We start from the raw sequence: 17,007 nt of genomic DNA on the forward strand, positions 1-17,007 counted from the left end.
GGTGTCTACTCCTCGTCGTCCAGCCAGCCCATGGTGCGTTCCACGGCCTTGAGCCAGCTCTTGTACTCGCGGGCGCGGGTGTCCGCGTCCATGCGGGGGGTCCACTCGGCGGCGCGGCGCCAGTTGGCGCGCAGCGCGTCGGTGTCCGGCCAGAAGCCGACGGCCAGGCCGGCGGCGTAGGCGGCGCCGAGGCAGGTGGTCTCGGCGACCATCGGCCGCACCACGGGCGCGTCCAGGAAGTCGGCGAGCGTCTGCATCAGCAGGTTGTTGGAGGTCATGCCGCCGTCCACCTTGAGGGCGGTCAGCTCGACGCCGGAGTCCTTGGTCATGGCGTCGCTGATCTCGCGCGTCTGCCAGGCGGTGGCCTCAAGGACGGCGCGGGCGATGTGCGCCTTGGTGACGTACCGGGTGAGGCCGGCGATGACACCGCGCGCGTCCGGGCGCCAGTACGGGGCGAACAGGCCGGAGAAGGCGGGCACGAAGTAGGCGCCGCCGTTGTCCTCCACCGAGGACGCCAGGGTCTCGATCTCGGCCGCGGACTGGATCAGCCCCATCTGGTCGCGCATCCACTGCACCAGCGAGCCGGTGACGGCGATCGACCCCTCCAGGGCGTACACCGCCTTCTGGTCGCCGATCCGGTAGCCGACCGTCGTCAGCAGGCCGTTGTAGGAGTTGACGGGCGTCTCGCCGGTGTTCATCAGCATGAAGGTGCCGGTGCCGTACGTGGACTTGGCCTCGCCCTCGGCGAAGCACGTCTGGCCGAACAGCGCGGCCTGCTGGTCGCCCAGCGCGGAGGCCACCGGCACGCCGTCGAGCACGCCGCCCCTGGCGGTCCCGTAGACCTCGGCGGAGGAGCGGATCTCGGGCAGCACGGCCGTGGGCACCCCGATGGAGGAGCAGATGCGCTCGTCCCACTGCATGGTGTGCAGGTTCATCAGAAGGGTGCGCGAGGCGTTGGTGACGTCGGTGACGTGGACGCCGCCCTCGGTGCCGCCGGTGAGGTTCCAGATGACCCAGGAGTCCATGGTGCCGAAGAGGATGTCGCCGCGTTCGGCCCGCTCGCGCAGCCCCTCGACGTTGTCGAGGAGCCAGCGCACCTTGGGCCCGGCGAAGTACGAGGCGAGCGGCAGCCCGGTCTCGCGGCGGAAGCGGTCCTGGCCGACGTTGCGGCCGAGTTCCTTGCAGAGCGCGTCGGTACGGGTGTCCTGCCAGACGAGGGCGTTGTGGACGGGCTCACCGGTGTGGCGGTCCCACAGCAGGGTGGTCTCGCGCTGGTTGGTGATGCCGATCGCCTGGACGTCGGCGGCGGTGATGCCGGCCTTCACGATCGCTCCGGCGACGACTTCCTGGACGTTCTCCCAGATTTCGGCCGCGTCGTGTTCGACCCAGCCCGGCTTGGGGAAGATCTGCTCGTGCTCCTTCTGGTCGACGGAGACGATCCGCCCGTCCTTGTCGAAGACGATGCAGCGGCTGGAGGTCGTGCCCTGGTCGATGGCCGCGATGAACGGGCCGGTGCCGTGGCTGCCGGTGGTGTGTGCGTCGGTCACGGTGTGCTCCCGGAGGTCTGTGTGGAGTGGTGTGGGTACGGGCTAGGGGAAGGCGAGGTGGTAGAGGCCGCCCGCGAGCGCGCCGCCGATCAGCGGGCCGACGACCGGGACCCAGGCGTAGCCCCAGTCGGAGCCGCCCTTGTTCGGCAGCGGCAGCAGCGCGTGCACGATACGCGGACCGAGGTCGCGGACCGGGTTGATCGCGTACCCGGTCGGGCCGCCGAGCGACAGGCCGATGCCGACGACGACCAGGGAGGTGATCAGCGCGCCCAGCGTGCCGAGCCCGTCGCCGTCGGCGTTGAGGCCCTGGGTGAGGATGGCGAGCACCAGCACGACGGTGGCGATGACCTCGGTGAGGACGTTCTGCGCGGCGTTGCGGATCTCGGGGCCCGTCGAGAAGACACCGAGCACCGGTCCGGCCGCGGGGGCCGCGGACTGGTCGACCATGCCCTCCTCACCCGAATGGGTCCGCAGGACCTCCGGATCGGTGAGATGGGCCCGGAACTGCCCGTAGTACGTCAGCCAGACCAGCACCGCGCCGATCATCGCGCCGAGCAGCTCCGAGCCGAGGTAGAGCGGTACGTCGCTCCACTCGGTGCCGCCCTCGATGGCCAGGCCGATGGTGACGGCCGGGTTGAGATGCGCCCCCGACACGCCGCCGGCCAGATAGGCGCCGGTGAGCACCGCGAAGCCCCACCCGAAGGTGATGGCGAGCCAGCCGGCGTTCCGCGCCTTGGAGTGCTTGAGCGTGACGGCGGCACAGACACCGCCGCCGAGCAGGATGAGTACGGCGGTACCGATGGTCTCGCCGATGAAGATGTCGGAGCTGGACACCCGCGACTCCTTTGTCCTTCGTCCAGGGAAGCCGAACCCCGAATCCCTCCGGTGGTCCGCGCCCTCGTGGGAGGGCTTGGCCGGCCCTTGGCACGGCCACACCCTAACGCGAATTTCCGTTAAGTGTTCGACAATGCCGACCGATGAACGGCAGTGTTTCGTCCAGGTGAAGGCAGCGTCAAGAGGGGTGTGACGTACGAATCGATCGTTACGGAGCCGGCCGGCCGGGTACGCGGGCGGCCCCCGGCCGGTGGGGCGGGGGGCCGGGAAGCGGCGGGCCGGGAAGCGGCGGGCCGGGCGGCTCAGAAGCGGCGGGCGCCCAGATCCCGCGAGACGGCGCGGGCGCAGTCGCGTACCGCCGCGACCAGCTCGGGGCGCAGCTCGCCGTCCTTGCAGACCCGCTCCACCGCACCGGTCACGGCTATGGCGCCCACCGGCATCCGGCGCCGGTCGTGGATCGGGGCGGCCACCGCGGCCACCCCTTCCCAGGTCTCCTCCACGTCGGACCCCCAGCCCCGCGCCCGCACCCGGTCCAGGACCGCCTCGAACTCCTCGGCGCCGGTCACCGTCCGGGGCGTGAACGGGCGCCGCTCGACCTCCATGGCCTCGGTGTGCGCCACCGGGTCGTAGGCGGCCAGCACCTTGCCCAGGGCCGTGGAGTGCAGCGGCTGCATGGCCCCCACCTCCAGGACCTGGCGGCTGTCGTCGGGCCGGAAGACGTGGTGGACGATCAGGACGCCCTGCTGGTGCAGCACGCCCAGGTGGACGCTCTCGCCGCTGGACCGGGCCAGGTCGTCCGTCCAGACCAGGGCGCGGGCCCGCAGCTCGTGGACGTCGAGATAGCTGTTGCCCAGGCGCAGCAGCTCCGCGCCCAGCTGATAGCGGCCGGAGGCGTTGTCCTGCTCGACGAAGCCCTCGTGCTGGAGCGTGCGCAGGATGCCGTGTGCGGTGCCCTTGGCCAGGCCCAGTGAGGAGGCGATCTCGGAGAGACCCAGCCGCCGCTCGCCGCCCGCCAGCAGGCGCAGCATCGCCGCGGCCCGCTCCAGCGACTGGATGTTCTTGGCCATGGCGCCGTACTCCTCCACCTTGTTCGACAATGCTGAACACTATCGGCCGATGCCGACCCACGCTCGACCGCGACGGAAGTCCGCGACACCCGACGACCCCGGACACCCCCGTGACCAGCATGCAGTCCGGCTCGTGGGACAGAGTGACGGGCCGGGCCGCGACCCGGCTACCCTGGCCGGGTGCGCCTTCCGCCGAAGACGCAAAGCCGACAGCCGTCGCATCCCAGGGAGTACATCCATGGCCTCGTCGCCGACCCCTTCCGCCGACAGCCGGACCCGTTCCGCCGCCCTCCGTGAGGCGCTCACCGCCCGAGTGGTGGTGGCCGACGGAGCCATGGGCACCATGCTCCAGGCGCAGGACCCCACGCTCGCGGACTTCGAGAACCTCGAAGGCTGCAACGAGATTCTCAACCTCACCCGGCCGGACATCGTGCGCTCCGTGCACGAGGCGTACTTCGCCGTCGGCGTCGACTGCGTCGAGACGAACACCTTCGGCGCCAACACCGCCGCCCTCGGCGAGTACGACATCGCCGACCGCGTCCACGAACTCTCCGAGGCAGGGGCGCGCATCGCCCGCGAGGTCGCCGACGCGTACACCGCCTCCACCGGCGAGCAGCGCTGGGTCCTCGGCTCCATGGGCCCCGGCACCAAGCTGCCCACCCTCGGCCACATCCCCTACGCCACCGTCCGCGACGGCTTCCAGGCCAACGCCGAGGGCCTGATCGCCGGCGGCGCCGACGCGCTGATCATCGAGACCACCCAGGACCTCCTGCAGACCAAGGCCGCCGTCCTCGGCGCCCGCCGCGCCCTGGACGCCCTGGGCAGCGACCTGCCGGTGCTGTGCTCGCTGGCCTTCGAGACGACCGGCACCATGCTCCTCGGCTCCGAGATCGGCGCGGCCCTGACCGCCCTGGAGCCCCTCGGCATCGACATGATCGGGCTGAACTGCTCGACCGGCCCCGCCGAGATGAGCGAGCACCTGCGCTACCTCACCCGGCACTCCCGCATCCCGCTGCTCTGCATGCCCAACGCCGGCCTGCCCGTCCTGACCAAGGACGGCGCGCACTTCCCGCTCGACGCGGAGGGGCTGGCCGACGCCCAGGAGACCTTCGTCCGCGAGTACGGCCTCTCCCTGGTCGGCGGCTGCTGCGGTACGACCCCGGAGCACATGCGCCAGGTGGTCGAGCGCGTACGCGGCACCGTCCCGGCCGCCCGCGAGCCGCGCCCCGAGCCCGGCGCCGCCTCGCTCTACCAGACCGTCCCCTTCCGCCAGGACACCTCGTACCTGGCGATCGGCGAGCGCACGAACGCCAACGGGTCGCGCAAGTTCCGCGAGGCCATGCTGGAGGGCCGCTGGGACGACTGCGTGGAGATGGCCCGCGACCAGATCCGCGAGGGCGCGCACATGCTCGACCTGTGCGTCGACTACGTGGGCCGCGACGGCGTCGCCGACATGGAGGAGCTGGCCGGCCGGTTCGCCACCGCCTCCACGCTGCCGATCGTCCTGGACTCCACGGAGCTGCCCGTGCTGCGGGCCGGCCTGGAGAAGCTGGGCGGCCGCGCGGTACTCAACTCCGTCAACTACGAGGACGGCGACGGCCCGGACTCCCGCTTCGTCAAGGTCACCCGGCTGGCCGCCGAGCACGGCGCCGCGCTGATCGCGCTGACCATCGACGAGGAGGGCCAGGCCCGCACCGCCGAGCACAAGGTCGCCGTCGCCGAACGGCTCATCGCCGACCTCACCGGCAACTGGGGCATCCAGGAGTCGGACATCCTCATCGACACCCTGACCTTCACCATCTGCACCGGCCAGGAGGAGTCCCGCAAGGACGGCGCGGCCACCATCGAGGCCATCCGCGAGCTGAAGAAGCGCCACCCCGCCGTGCAGACCACGCTGGGCCTCTCCAACATCTCCTTCGGCCTCAACCCGGCGGCCCGCGTCGTCCTGAACTCCGTCTTCCTGGACGAGTGCGTCAAGGCCGGCCTGGACTCCGCCATCGTGCACGCCTCCAAGATCCTGCCCATCGCCCGGCTGGAGGAGGAGCAGGTCAAGGTCGCCCTCGATCTGATCCACGACCGCCGCGCCGAGGGCTACGACCCCCTCCAGCGGCTGATGGAGCTGTTCGAGGGCGTCAACATGAAGTCCCTCAAGGAGGGCAAGGCCGAGGAACTCCTGGCCCTCCCGCTGGACGAGCGCCTCCAGCGCCGCATCATCGACGGCGAGAAGAACGGCCTGGAGGAGGACCTCGACGAGGCCCTCAAGGACACGCCTGCCCTCGACATCGTCAACAACACGCTCCTGGCGGGCATGAAGGTCGTCGGCGAGCTCTTCGGCTCCGGCCAGATGCAGCTGCCGTTCGTCCTCCAGTCCGCCGAGGTCATGAAGAGCGCGGTCGCCCACCTGGAACCGCACATGGAGAAGTCGGACGCGCAGGGCAAGGGCACCATCGTGCTGGCCACCGTCCGGGGCGACGTCCACGACATCGGCAAGAACCTCGTCGACATCATCCTGTCCAACAACGGGTTCAACGTCGTCAACATCGGCATCAAGCAGCCCGTCTCCGCGATCCTGGAGGCCGCCGACGAGCACAAGGCGGACGTCATCGGGATGTCCGGCCTCCTCGTCAAGTCCACCGTGATCATGAAGGAGAACCTGGAGGAGCTGAACCAGCGCAAGCTGGCCGCCGAATACCCGGTGATCCTCGGCGGCGCCGCCCTCACCCGCGCCTACGTCGAGCAGGACCTCCACGAGATCTACGAGGGCGAGGTCCGCTACGCCCGCGACGCCTTCGAGGGCCTGCGCCTGATGGACGCGCTCATCGCCGTCAAGCGCGGCGTCCCCGGCGCGACCCTGCCCGAGCTCAAGCAGCGCCGCGTCCCCAAGCGGGACACCGCCGTGCTGGAGGTCGAGGAGCCGGAGGAGGGCGTCCGTTCCGACGTCTCCGTCACCAACCCGGTCCCCACCCCGCCGTTCTGGGGCAGCCGCGTCATCAAGGGCATCCCGCTCAAGGAGTACTCCTCCTGGCTCGACGAGGGCGCCCTCTTCAAGGGCCAGTGGGGCCTCAAGCAGTCCAGGGCCGGCGACGGACCCACCTTCGAGCAGCTCGCCGAGAGCGAGGGCCGCCCGCGCCTGCGCGGCCTGCTCGACCGGCTCCAGACGGACAACCTGCTGGAGGCGGCCGTCGTCTACGGCTACTACCCCTGCGTCTCCAAGGGCGACGACCTGATCCTGCTGCACGAGGACGGCTCGGAGCGCACCCGCTTCACCTTCCCGCGCCAGCGCCGCGGCCGCCGCCTGTGCTTGTCGGACTTCTTCCGCCCCGAGGAGTCCGGCGAGACGGACGTCGTCGGCCTCCAGGTCGTCACCGTCGGCTCGAAGATCGGCGCCGAGACCGCCAAGCTCTTCGAGGCCAACGCCTACCGCGACTACCTGGAGCTGCACGGGCTCTCCGTCCAGCTGGCCGAGGCCCTCGCCGAGTACTGGCACGCCCGCGTCCGCTCGGAACTGGGCTTCGCCGGGGAGGACCCGGCCCAGGTCGAGGACATGTTCGCGCTGAAGTACCGGGGCGCGCGCTTCTCGCTCGGCTACGGCGCCTGCCCCGACCTGGAGGACCGCGCCAAGATCGCGGACCTGCTCCAGCCGGAGCGGATCGGCGTCCACCTCTCCGAGGAATTCCAGCTCCACCCCGAGCAGTCCACCGACGCGATCGTCATCCACCACCCGGAGGCGAAGTATTTCAACGCGCGGTAAGACTCCGTTCGACGCGTCGTAGCCGATCACGTCGTACACTTGTCGGTCCAGCGCAGGCCGGTCGCCCATCCTCCGGGACGGGCGGCCGGCCTTCTCGTCCCTCATGGAAGGTGTGCCGGATGACCAGTACGGTTCCCGCGTCCCCGACCCGCACGGCCAAGGGCGCCGCCCTCCAGGCCGTCCTCCTCGACATGGACGGCACCCTGGTCGACACCGAGGGCTTCTGGTGGGACGTCGAGGTGGAGGTCTTCGCGGACCTCGGGCACCGGCTGGACGAGGCATGGCGCGAGGTGGTCGTCGGGGGACCGATGACCCGCAGTGCCGGCTATCTCATGGAGGCGACCGGCGCCGACGTCACCCTCGACGAGCTGACCGTGCTCCTCAACGACCGGTTCGAGAAGCGCATCGGCCGGGGCGTCCCGCTGATGCCGGGCGCCGCCCGCCTGCTGGCCGAACTGGGCCGCCACGACATCCCCACCGCCCTCGTCTCCGCCTCGCACCGCCGCATCATCGACCGGGTCCTGGACTCGGTCGGCCGCCACCACTTCGCGCTCACCGTCGCCGGCGACGAGGTCACCCGCACCAAGCCGCACCCCGAGCCCTACCTCACCGCCGCCCGGGGCTTCGGCGCCGAACCCGGGCGCTGCGCCGTCATCGAGGACACCGCCACCGGGGTGGCCGCGGCCGAGGCCGCCGGATGCCGGGTGGTCGCCGTGCCCTCCGTCGCACCCATCGCCCCCGCCGAGGGCCGGGTCGTCGTGAGCTCCCTGGAAGAGGTGGACCTCGCCTTCCTCCGGGAGCTCATCGCCCGAGGGGCCGCGGAACACGCCCGATAGGGTCGTTCTCCCCGAACCACAGGGAGAACGGCCCCCATGAAACGCAAGACCCTGGTGCTGCCGGCCGTCGCGGGCCTGCTGGCGCCCGTGCTCGCCGGCTGCGGCGCGCCGGACGGCGGCGGCACCGACACCGGCCCCGTCGTCGTCGGCACCACGGACCGGATCGCCGCCTCCACCACCGACCCCGCCCCGCTCGACCCGGCCACCGCGCACGGGCCGGGCGCCCGGAACGTGCTGCGGCAGACCGTGCAGACCCTGATGGCCACCCCGCGCGGCGGCGGCGCCCCCGTCCCCGACGCGGCCGAGAACTGCCGCTTCACGGACAGCCGGAGCGAGAGCTACCGCTGCCGGCTGCGCACCGGGCTCACCTTCGCCGACGGCACCCCCGTCACCCCCGACGACGTCGCCCACTCCATCGACCGCGTCCGCCGCATCGGCGCCGACGGCCAACCCGCCGCCCTCCTCGCCGGCATCGACACCGTCGAGACCTCGGGCACCCGCGACATCGTCTTCCACCTCCGCACCCCGGACGCCGCCTTCCCGTACAAGCTGGCCACCCCGGCCGCCGGAATCGTCCCGCGCGCCCACTACCCCGCCGACGCCGCCCGTGACGGATTCCGGGTGGACGGCTCGGGGCCGTACACCATGAAGGCGGAAGTCAGATCCGGCCGGCTCGTGAAGGCGACCTTCACCCGCAATCCCCGGTACCGGGGGAGCCACGAGACACACGACGACACGGTCGAACTCGACGTCTTCCCCGACGCCGCCGCCATGGAGAGGGCCTTCGACGCACGGCGCGTCGACGTGATGGCCCACGCCATGTCCACGGACCGGGCCAGGCGGCTGCTCGCCGAACCCGAGGACGGCGTACGGCTCACCGAGATGCCCGGTCTCGCCATCGGCTACCTCGGCTTCGACACCGGCGCCCCCGCCGTCCGCGACCGGGCCGTCCGCCGCGCCGTCGCCCGGTCCGTCGACCGGGGCCGCATCGCGAGCCGGGTCCGCGGCGGCACCGTCGAGCCGCTGTACTCGCCGATACCCGCCGGCGTCACCGCCCACGCCAACGCCTTCTACAGCGCCTACGGCGAACCCGACACCGCCGGGGCCGCCGCCCTCCTGAAGAAGGCCGAGGTGCCCACCCCGGTCCGCTTCACCCTGCACTACCCGGACGACCGCCACGGCCCGGAGACCGCCGCCGTGTTCGACGCGGTCGCGAAGCAGCTCAACGACACCGGCCTCTTCGACGTCACGGCACAGGGCGTCCCCCCGGCCCGCTTCGGCCCGGCGCTGCTGCGCGGCGACTACGCCGTCCACGGCACGGTCCTGGTCCCCGAATTCCCGGACCCCGACGCCTACACGGCGCCCCTCCTCGGCCCCGCCGCCCCGCCCGAGGCCCGCACCCTCGTCGACCGGTCACGCCGCACGGCCGACCGCGCCGCCGCCGTACCCGCCCTCGAACGGCTCCAGGACGTCGTCGCCCGCGACGTGCCCGTACTCCCGCTCTGGCAGGAGACGCGGTACACCGCGTCCCTGGACGGCGTCGGCGGCGTCGAATGGGCGGTCGGGCCCGGCACCGATCTGCGGCTCTGGGAGCTGCGCCGGGGCAGCGCCTGAACCCCGCCCCGCCCGCGCCCCGGCGTCACTGCGCGCCGGGGCGCACCAGACCGCTCTCGTACGCGTACACCGCGGCCTGCACCCGGTCGCGCAGACCCAGCTTCGTCAGCACATGGCCCACATGCGTCTTCACCGTCGTCTCGCTGACGAACAGGTCCGCCGCGATCTCCGCGTTCGACAGGCCGCGCGCCACCAGCTTCAACACCTCGACCTCGCGGTCGGTCAGCGTGTGCAGCGTGTCCGGCACGGGCTCCTCACCGGACGGCAGATGGTCCGCGTACTTGTCGAGCAGCCGGCGCGTGATGCTCGGGGCGAGCATCGCCTCGCCGCCCGCCACCACCCGGATCGCCTGCACCAGCTCGTCGGCCGGGGCGTCCTTGAGCAGAAAGCCGCTCGCCCCGGCCCGCAGCGCCTCCACCACGTACTCGTCGAGGTCGAACGTGGTCAGCACCAGGACCTTCGCCGGGCCGTCCCGGCCCGGACCGGTGATCTGCCGGGTCGCCTCGACCCCGTCCATCCGGGGCATGCGGATGTCCATCAGGACCACGTCGGGCTGCAGCGCGCGCACCTGGTCCAGGGCCTGGAGGCCGTCACCGGCCTCGCCCACCACCACCAGATCGCCCTCGGCCTCCAGAATCATCCGGAAGCCCGTGCGCAGCAGCGGTTGGTCGTCGACCAGAAGGACGCGGATAGCCACCAGATCTCCTCAATGCCCGTCGAGGGCCACAGGCCGGCCGGCCTCAGCCCGGACCGGGTCCATTCTGCCCTGGTCATCCTGCCCGTCACCGGCCGGGCGGACGCTCAGCGGATAGACCGGGGGAGTCCCACCGAATTCCGGACAGAGCGCCTGGTGGTCGCACCAGCCGCACAGCTTCGTCGGGCGCGGCCGCCACTCGCCCGTGCGCGTCGCCAGCGAGATCGCCTCCCACAGCGCCAGCAGCTTGCGCTCCACCCGCTCCAGGTCCGCCACGACCGGGTCGTACGTCATCACATCGCCGCTGCCGAGGTAGACCAGCTGGAGCCGGCGCGGCACCACACCCTTGAGCCGCCAGATCACCAGGGCGTAGAACTTCATCTGGAACAGCGCCCCCTCCGCGTACTCCGGACGCGGCGCCTTCCCCGTCTTGTAGTCGACGATCCGGACCTCGCCGGTCGGCGCCACGTCGATGCGGTCGATCACCCCGCGCAGCCGCAGCCCCGACTCCAGCTCCGTCTCGACGAACAACTCGCGCTCCGCCGGCTCCAGACGCGTCGGGTCCTCCAGCGAGAACCAGCGCTCCACCAGCTGCTCCGCCTGCCCCAGCCACCGCGCCAGGCGCTCGCCCCCCTCGTCCCCGGCGAACAGCTCGGCCAGCTCCGGCCGCGACTCCAGCAGCCGGTCCCACTGGCCCGGAATCAGCGCCGTCGCCCGCCCCGGCGTCCGCTCCGCCGCCGGGTTGTCGAACAGCCGCTCAAGCACCGCATGGACCAGCGTGCCGCGGGTAGCCGCCTCGCTGGGCTTCTCCGGCAGCTTGTCGATGACCCGGAAGCGGTACAGCAGAGGGCACTGCATGAAGTCGCCCGCCCGCGACGGCGAGAGCGACGACGGCGCGGACGGCGACGGAGACGGCGACGGCGAAGAGGCCGGTGAAGGGGCCGGTCGGGGCGGCTGGGAGGGCGGCGGAACGGAGGTCATGCGAAGACCCTACGGCCCGCCACCGACACCGATCGGCATACCATCGACCACAGACCCTCCAACACTGCATCATCGTGGCGAAAGACACCGCGAAGGACATCGAACCGAAGGGACCTCGTGGACGAGAGCGGCGACAGCCGGCGGCCGCAGGCCGGACCGGCGGGCACCGGCCCCGGCGACGGCCCCGGAAAGGGCCGGCCCCCGCGCCGGGACGAGCCCGGAGGCGGCATCCTCATGGGCCGCCCCTTCGGCGTGCCCGTCTACGTCGCACCCAGCTGGTTCCTGGTCGCGGCCCTGATCACCTGGGTGTTCGGCGGCCAGCTCGACCGGGTGCTGCCCGACCTCGGCGCCGCCCGCTACCTCGTGGCGCTCTTCTTCGCGATCGCCTTCTACGCCTCCGTGCTCGTCCACGAACTGGCGCACACCATCGCCGCACTGCGCTACAAGCTCCCCGTACGGCGCATCCAGCTCCAGTTCTTCGGCGGCGTCTCCGAGATCGAGAAGGAGTCCGAGACCCCCGGCCGCGAATTCGTCCTCGCCTTCGTCGGCCCGCTGCTCTCCCTCGTGCTCGGCGGCCTCTTCTACGTACCGCTGCGCTTCGTCGAACGCGGCACCGTGCCCGCCGTACTGCTCGGCGGACTGATGATCTCCAACCTCATCGTCGCCGCCTTCAACCTGCTGCCCGGCCTCCCGCTGGACGGCGGCCGCATGCTCAGGGCCGTCGTCTGGAAGATCACCGGCAAGCCCATGAGCGGCACCGTCGCCGCCGCCTGGGTCGGCCGCGCCCTCGCCGTCGTCACGCTCGTCGGCCTCCCGCTCCTCACCCGCAGCGGCTCCCTGGGCAACGACGCCGGCGAGATCAGCGGCATGGACACCGTCACCGACGCCCTGCTCGCCGCGATCCTCGCCGCCATCATCTGGACCGGCGCCGGGAACAGCCTGCGCATGGCCCGGCTCCGCGAACACCTCCCCGACCTGCGCGCCCGCAGCCTCACCCGGCGCGCCGTCCCCGTCGAGGCCGCCACCCCCCTCTCCGAGGCGCTGCGCCGGGCCAACGAGGCGGGCGCCCGCGCCCTCGTCGTCGTGGACGGCACCGGCGCGCCCAAGGCCCTCGTCCGGGAGACCGCGATCGTCGCCGTTCCGGAGCACCGCCGGCCCTGGGTCGCCGTCAGCGGCCTCGCCCAGGACCTCACGGACGGCATGAAGGTCTCCGCCGAACTCGCCGGGGAAGCGCTCCTGGACCACCTCAAGGCCACCCCCGCGACGGAGTACCTGGTGGTCGAGGAGACCGGCGAGATCTACGGCGTGCTCTCCACCGCCGACGTCGAGCGCGCCTTCGTCGCCGCCATGGCCCGCCCGGCCGCCTGAACCGCGCCCGTACGGTCGCACAGGCGTACGGGCGGGGCGGTCGGAGGCCCCCGAAACACGGGTACGCTGGTCACATGTCTGAACCGACCGGTGCCGCCCGCCGACGCGGGCCCTTCAAGGTCGGGGACCAGGTCCAGCTCACCGATCCCAAGGGACGCCACCACACCTTCACGCTCGAAGCCGGGAAGAGCTTTCACACCCACAAGGGTTCCTTCCCGCACGACGAGCTGATCGGCGCCCCCGAGGGCAGTGTGGTCCGTACCACGGGAAACGTCGCCTACCTCGCGCTGCGCCCCCTGCTCCCCGACTACGTCCTGTCCATGCCCCGCGGCGCCGCCGTGGTCTACCCGAAGGACGCGGGCCAGATCCTCGCCTTCGGCGACATCTTCCCCGGCGCACGCGTCGTGGAGGCGGGCGTCGGCTCGGGCGCGCTCTCGACCTTCCTGCTCCGCGCCATCGGCGAGCAGGGCATGCTGCACTCCTACGAGCGCCGCGAGGACTTCGCCGAGATCGCCCAGCAGAACGTCGAGCGCTACTTCGGCAGCCCGCACCCCGCCTGGCAGCTCACGGTCGGCGACCTCCAGGACAACCTCACGGACACCGACGTGGACCGCGTCGTGCTGGACATGCTGGCCCCCTGGGAGTGCCTGGACGTCGTCTCCAAGGCGCTGGTCCCCGGCGGCATCCTCTGCGCGTACGTCGCCACCACCACCCAGCTCTCCCGGACGGTCGAGTCCATCCGCGAGATCGGCTGCTTCGCCGAACCGCAGCCCTGGGAGTCGATGATCCGCAACTGGCACGTCGAGGGCCTGGCCGTCCGCCCCGACCACCGCATGATCGGACACACCGGCTTCCTCGTCACCGCCCGCCGGCTCGCCGACGGCGTCCAGGCCCCGGCCCGGCGCCGCCGCCCCTCCAAGGGCGCCTACGGCGAGGACTACGACGGGCCCGGCGGTCGCAACGGCTCCGCCGACGACTGACCCCGAGCCACGCACCGGCGCCGCCGCCGGGTCCCGGACCGACCCGGAGACCCGGCGGCGGCGCCCTTCTCACAGCCGCCCGTACGCGGTCCGCACCTCCGGGCACACCCCACCGTTCCGCCCCGGTGTGAGGTGTGGCACGATGCTGGCCACCCCCGTACCGCCGCCGCAGACGGCCGCCCCACAGGAACAACAGGAGACAGCCCGCGTGCAGACCTCCGCACTCCCGGACCTCGCGCACAACGACAGCAAGCCCATGCACTGGCTCGCCACCGCGACCGCCATGGCGGCCGTCGTCGCGCTGGCCGGCCTGTTCCAGCCCGACGCCAGCGCCTCCACGTCCACCCGGAGCACTCCCGCCCAGCAGCGGCAGACGGAGCGGGCCGCGGCCCCCGACCCGGCCGAGGCGGACTTCCCGCTTGACTGCGGCACCGTCGGCCACACCGTCGCCAAGCAGGCACCCGGCGACCTCGACGGCGACGACCGGCCCGAAACCGTCGCCGTGGTCCACTGCGCGGCCGGATCGGGCACCCCGCCCAGCGGCGTCTACGTCCTGACACAGCGGAGCGGGTCCGCTCCCAGGGTCGTGGCGACCCTGGTGGAACCCGCCCAGCAGTTCAGCGTCGGCGACTTCGCCGTGCGCGACGGCGTCATCTCCGCCACGCTCCTCGGCTACTCCTCGTCATCGGTGCCCTCGTGCTGCCCCGACCAGCAGGAGAAGGTCACCTGGCAGTGGCAGAACGGCGCCTTCGTCCGCAACAGCCAGACCGCCGAGCCCATCGACACCGGCATCTGACCCCCGGGGCGCCGGGCGCAGGGCACCCCGCGTCCGTCCGCCGCAGGTGGATCAGGCCGCCTCCGGCCCGTACACCTCGACCCTGTCCGCAACGCGTCGCACATGGATGCAGTCGCCCGGGCACTCCTTCGCCGAGTCCACCACGTCCCGGAGCAGCGGCAGCGGCACCGGTGTGGTCGCCCCCTTGTCCTGGAGCAGCTCGTCCTCGGCGCTCTTCACATACGCCAGACCGTCGATGTCCAGCTCGAACACCTCGGGCGCGTACTGCACACAGATCCCGTCGCCTGTGCAGAGATCCTGGTCGATCCAGACCTCCAGGTCCTGCGCCTCGCCATCGGTGGGAGCGTCCTGCCGCACGGTCATGTCGCCTGCCGTTTCCTGCGTATCCGGACCGGGAAGGAGCCAGCCCTGACGGGTGTTGAACGCTTCGACGATACAACCGGCCGCATTCCCGCGTTGAACCGTGGGTATCCCCCCTGGAACGGGGGAGAGCGCAAGGGTGAAGATCGGACACACCCCGCAGTCTTTGTGATCTAGGGGTTTCAATCACCACCCACGCAGGTAGGGTCAGGAAGCGTCCAGCTCCCCTTGGAGGAGGTGAGGACCGTGGCAGCCCACGACGACGACATCAACCGCGGCATCCGGCCCGTGCGGGGGTCCGAAGACCCAGCCGGCCAGGTTGCCTTTCTCGAGCAGGAAATCGCCGTCCTGCGACGCAAGCTCGCCGACTCTCCGCGGCATACGAGGATTCTCGAAGAGCGGATCGTCGAGTTGCAGACCAACCTCGCAGGCGTGTCCGCCCAGAACGAACGGCTCGCCGGCACGCTCCGCGAGGCCCGCGACCAGATCGTGGCCCTCAAGGAAGAGGTCGACCGGCTCGCACAGCCGCCGGCCGGTTTCGGGGTGTTCCTGCAGGCCAACGAGGACGGCACCTGCGACATCTTCACCGGGGGCCGCAAGCTCCGGGTGAACGTCAGCCCCAGCGTCGAACTCGATGACCTCCGGCGCGGCCAGGAGGTCATGCTCAACGAAGCGCTCAACGTGGTCGAGGCCATGCAGTTCGAGCGCGCCGGGGACATCGTCACCCTCAAGGAGATCCTCGAGGACGGCGAGCGCGCCCTGGTCATCGGGCACACCGACGAGGAACGGGTGGTCAGGCTCGCCGAGCCGCTGCTGGACACCACCATCCGCCCCGGCGACGCCCTGCTGCTCGAACCCCGCTCCGGCTACGTCTACGAGGTCGTGCCCAAGAGCGAGGTCGAGGAACTCGTCCTCGAAGAGGTCCCGGACATCGACTACGACAAGATCGGCGGCCTGGGCGACCAGATCGAGCTGATCCGCGACGCGGTCGAGCTGCCCTATCTCCACCCCGACCTCTTCCGGGAGCACGAGCTGCGCCCGCCCAAGGGCATCCTGCTCTACGGCCCGCCCGGCTGCGGCAAGACGCTCATCGCCAAGGCCGTCGCCAACTCCCTGGCGAAGAAGGTCGCCGAAGTCACCGGCCAGCCCGCCGGAAAGAGCTACTTCCTCAACATCAAGGGCCCCGAGCTCCTCAACAAGTACGTCGGCGAGACCGAGCGCCACATCCGCCTGGTCTTCCAGCGGGCCCGTGAGAAGGCCAGTGAGGGCACCCCCGTCATCGTCTTCTTCGACGAGATGGAGTCCCTCTTCCGCACCCGCGGGTCGGGCGTCAGCTCGGACGTGGAGAACACCATCGTCCCGCAGCTGCTCGCCGAGATCGACGGCGTGGAGGGCCTGGAGAACGTCATCGTCATCGGCGCCTCCAACCGCGAGGACATGATCGACCCCGCGATCCTGCGCCCCGGCCGGCTCGATGTGAAGATCAAGATCGAGCGCCCGGACGCGGAGGCCGCGAAGGACATCTTCGCCAAGTACCTCACCGCCTCGCTGCCGCTGCACGCGGACGATCTGGCCGAGCACACCGGCTCGAAGGAAGCCGCGGCGCACGCCATGATCCAGTCCGTCGTGGAGCGGATGTACACCGAGTCCGAGGAGAACCGCTTCCTCGAGGTCACGTACGCCAACGGCGACAAGGAAGTCCTGTACTTCAAGGACTTCAACTCCGGCGCGATGATCCAGAACATCGTCGACCGGGCCAAGAAGATGGCCATCAAGGCATTCCTCGACCACGGCCAGAAGGGCCTGCGCGTCTCCCACCTCCTCCAGGCGTGCGTGGACGAGTTCAAGGAGAACGAGGACCTGCCGAACACCACCAACCCGGACGACTGGGCCCGTATCTCCGGCAAGAAGGGCGAGCGGATCGTCTACATCCGCACGCTCGTCACCGGAAAGCAGGGCGCGGACACCGGCCGTTCCATCGACACGGTGGCCAACACCGGGCAGTACCTGTAGAAGGCGCACCGGCTGCGGATGCCCGGCCGGGCATCCGCAGCCGGTTGCTTTCCGGACAGCCGCGGCGACACCGCGGCAATGACGACGCAATTGATCTCCCCACCGGCACGGACGCGTTCTAGGCTCTGGCGTACCGCCCGTCCACGCAGCGCGGGAGGGGCGGGCC

13 protein-coding genes are annotated in these 17,007 nt (G+C 71.4%); 7 read left to right on the plus strand and 6 right to left on the minus strand.

What is annotated here, in order from left to right; genetic code table 11:
* Window positions 1-5: 5 nt before the first annotated feature.
* From glpK to DNK56_RS12465, 3 genes are all read right to left on the minus strand, one after another.
* The gene (glpK, locus tag DNK56_RS12455; RefSeq protein WP_111333558.1) at window positions 6-1,547 is read right to left on the minus strand and encodes a glycerol kinase GlpK; all 1,542 of its coding nucleotides are present in this window, start codon (window positions 1,545-1,547) and stop codon (window positions 6-8) included.
* Between the two features lie 42 nt (window positions 1,548-1,589).
* The gene (locus tag DNK56_RS12460) at window positions 1,590-2,381 is read right to left on the minus strand and encodes an MIP/aquaporin family protein (RefSeq protein ID WP_111333561.1); all 792 of its coding nucleotides are present in this window, start codon (window positions 2,379-2,381) and stop codon (window positions 1,590-1,592) included.
* 302 nt (window positions 2,382-2,683) lie between these two features.
* The gene (locus DNK56_RS12465; protein ID WP_199563844.1) at window positions 2,684-3,448 is read right to left on the minus strand and encodes an IclR family transcriptional regulator; all 765 of its coding nucleotides are present in this window, start codon (window positions 3,446-3,448) and stop codon (window positions 2,684-2,686) included.
* Between the two features lie 238 nt (window positions 3,449-3,686).
* Between DNK56_RS12465 and metH the strand changes: the two genes are divergently transcribed.
* From metH to DNK56_RS12480, 3 genes are all read left to right on the plus strand, one after another.
* A complete protein-coding gene (gene metH, locus DNK56_RS12470) occupies window positions 3,687-7,199 on the plus strand; it encodes a methionine synthase (protein ID WP_111333565.1) in 3,513 nt (1,170 codons plus the stop codon).
* A gap of 119 nt (window positions 7,200-7,318) precedes the next feature.
* On the plus strand, window positions 7,319-8,035 hold the full coding sequence (locus DNK56_RS12475) for an HAD family hydrolase (protein WP_111333567.1): 717 nt from the start codon (window positions 7,319-7,321) through the stop codon (window positions 8,033-8,035).
* Between the two features lie 36 nt (window positions 8,036-8,071).
* Window positions 8,072-9,649: an ABC transporter substrate-binding protein gene (locus DNK56_RS12480; protein WP_111333569.1), complete on the plus strand. Its 1,578-nt coding sequence runs from the start codon at window positions 8,072-8,074 to the stop codon at window positions 9,647-9,649.
* A gap of 25 nt (window positions 9,650-9,674) precedes the next feature.
* Here the strand turns inward: DNK56_RS12480 and DNK56_RS12485 are convergent, their stop codons facing one another.
* Together DNK56_RS12485 and DNK56_RS12490 are read right to left on the minus strand one after the other, a co-directional pair.
* Window positions 9,675-10,346, minus strand: a complete 672-nt coding sequence (locus DNK56_RS12485) for a response regulator (protein ID WP_111333572.1) — start codon at window positions 10,344-10,346, stop codon at window positions 9,675-9,677.
* Between the two features lie 9 nt (window positions 10,347-10,355).
* Entirely contained in the window at window positions 10,356-11,201 is an 846-nt protein-coding gene (locus DNK56_RS12490) for a RecB family exonuclease (RefSeq protein ID WP_342211059.1), read from the minus strand.
* A 240-nt stretch (window positions 11,202-11,441) separates the two neighbouring features.
* Between DNK56_RS12490 and DNK56_RS12495 the strand changes: the two genes are divergently transcribed.
* The 3 genes from DNK56_RS12495 (at window position 11,442) to DNK56_RS12505 (ending at window position 14,468) form a co-directional block, all read left to right on the plus strand.
* Window positions 11,442-12,692, plus strand: coding sequence for a site-2 protease family protein (locus tag DNK56_RS12495; RefSeq protein ID WP_111333576.1), 1,251 nt, complete (start codon window positions 11,442-11,444; stop codon window positions 12,690-12,692).
* 74 nt (window positions 12,693-12,766) lie between these two features.
* The gene (locus DNK56_RS12500; protein WP_111333578.1) at window positions 12,767-13,672 is read left to right on the plus strand and encodes a tRNA (adenine-N1)-methyltransferase; all 906 of its coding nucleotides are present in this window, start codon (window positions 12,767-12,769) and stop codon (window positions 13,670-13,672) included.
* A 208-nt stretch (window positions 13,673-13,880) separates the two neighbouring features.
* Entirely contained in the window at window positions 13,881-14,468 is a 588-nt protein-coding gene (locus tag DNK56_RS12505) for a hypothetical protein (RefSeq protein ID WP_111333581.1), read from the plus strand.
* Window positions 14,469-14,519: 51 nt separating this feature from the next.
* Here the strand turns inward: DNK56_RS12505 and DNK56_RS12510 are convergent, their stop codons facing one another.
* On the minus strand, window positions 14,520-14,831 hold the full coding sequence (locus DNK56_RS12510) for a ferredoxin (RefSeq protein WP_111333583.1): 312 nt from the start codon (window positions 14,829-14,831) through the stop codon (window positions 14,520-14,522).
* Window positions 14,832-15,074: 243 nt separating this feature from the next.
* Between DNK56_RS12510 and arc the strand changes: the two genes are divergently transcribed.
* Window positions 15,075-16,841, plus strand: a complete 1,767-nt coding sequence (gene arc / locus DNK56_RS12515; RefSeq protein WP_111335730.1) for a proteasome ATPase — start codon at window positions 15,075-15,077, stop codon at window positions 16,839-16,841.
* Window positions 16,842-17,007 lie beyond the last annotated feature (166 nt).

It is taken from the genome of Streptomyces sp. AC1-42W (genome assembly GCF_003248355.1).
Taxonomy (GTDB): domain Bacteria; phylum Actinomycetota; class Actinomycetes; order Streptomycetales; family Streptomycetaceae; genus Streptomyces.

What these genes read in the sequence shown, in the direction of transcription:
- DNK56_RS12465 (WP_199563844.1), bottom strand. Translation starts at nt 3,448, where the DNA reads ATGGCCAAGAACATCCAGTCGCTGGAGCGGGCCGCGGCGATGCTGCGC.
- metH (WP_111333565.1), top strand. Translation starts at nt 3,687, where the DNA reads ATGGCCTCGTCGCCGACCCCTTCCGCCGACAGCCGGACCCGTTCCGCC.
- DNK56_RS12475 (WP_111333567.1), top strand. Translation starts at nt 7,319, where the DNA reads ATGACCAGTACGGTTCCCGCGTCCCCGACCCGCACGGCCAAGGGCGCC.
- DNK56_RS12480 (WP_111333569.1), top strand. Translation starts at nt 8,072, where the DNA reads ATGAAACGCAAGACCCTGGTGCTGCCGGCCGTCGCGGGCCTGCTGGCG.
- DNK56_RS12490 (WP_342211059.1), bottom strand. Translation starts at nt 11,201, where the DNA reads ATGCAGTGCCCTCTGCTGTACCGCTTCCGGGTCATCGACAAGCTGCCG.
- DNK56_RS12500 (WP_111333578.1), top strand. Translation starts at nt 12,767, where the DNA reads ATGTCTGAACCGACCGGTGCCGCCCGCCGACGCGGGCCCTTCAAGGTC.
- DNK56_RS12510 (WP_111333583.1), bottom strand. Translation starts at nt 14,831, where the DNA reads ATGACCGTGCGGCAGGACGCTCCCACCGATGGCGAGGCGCAGGACCTG.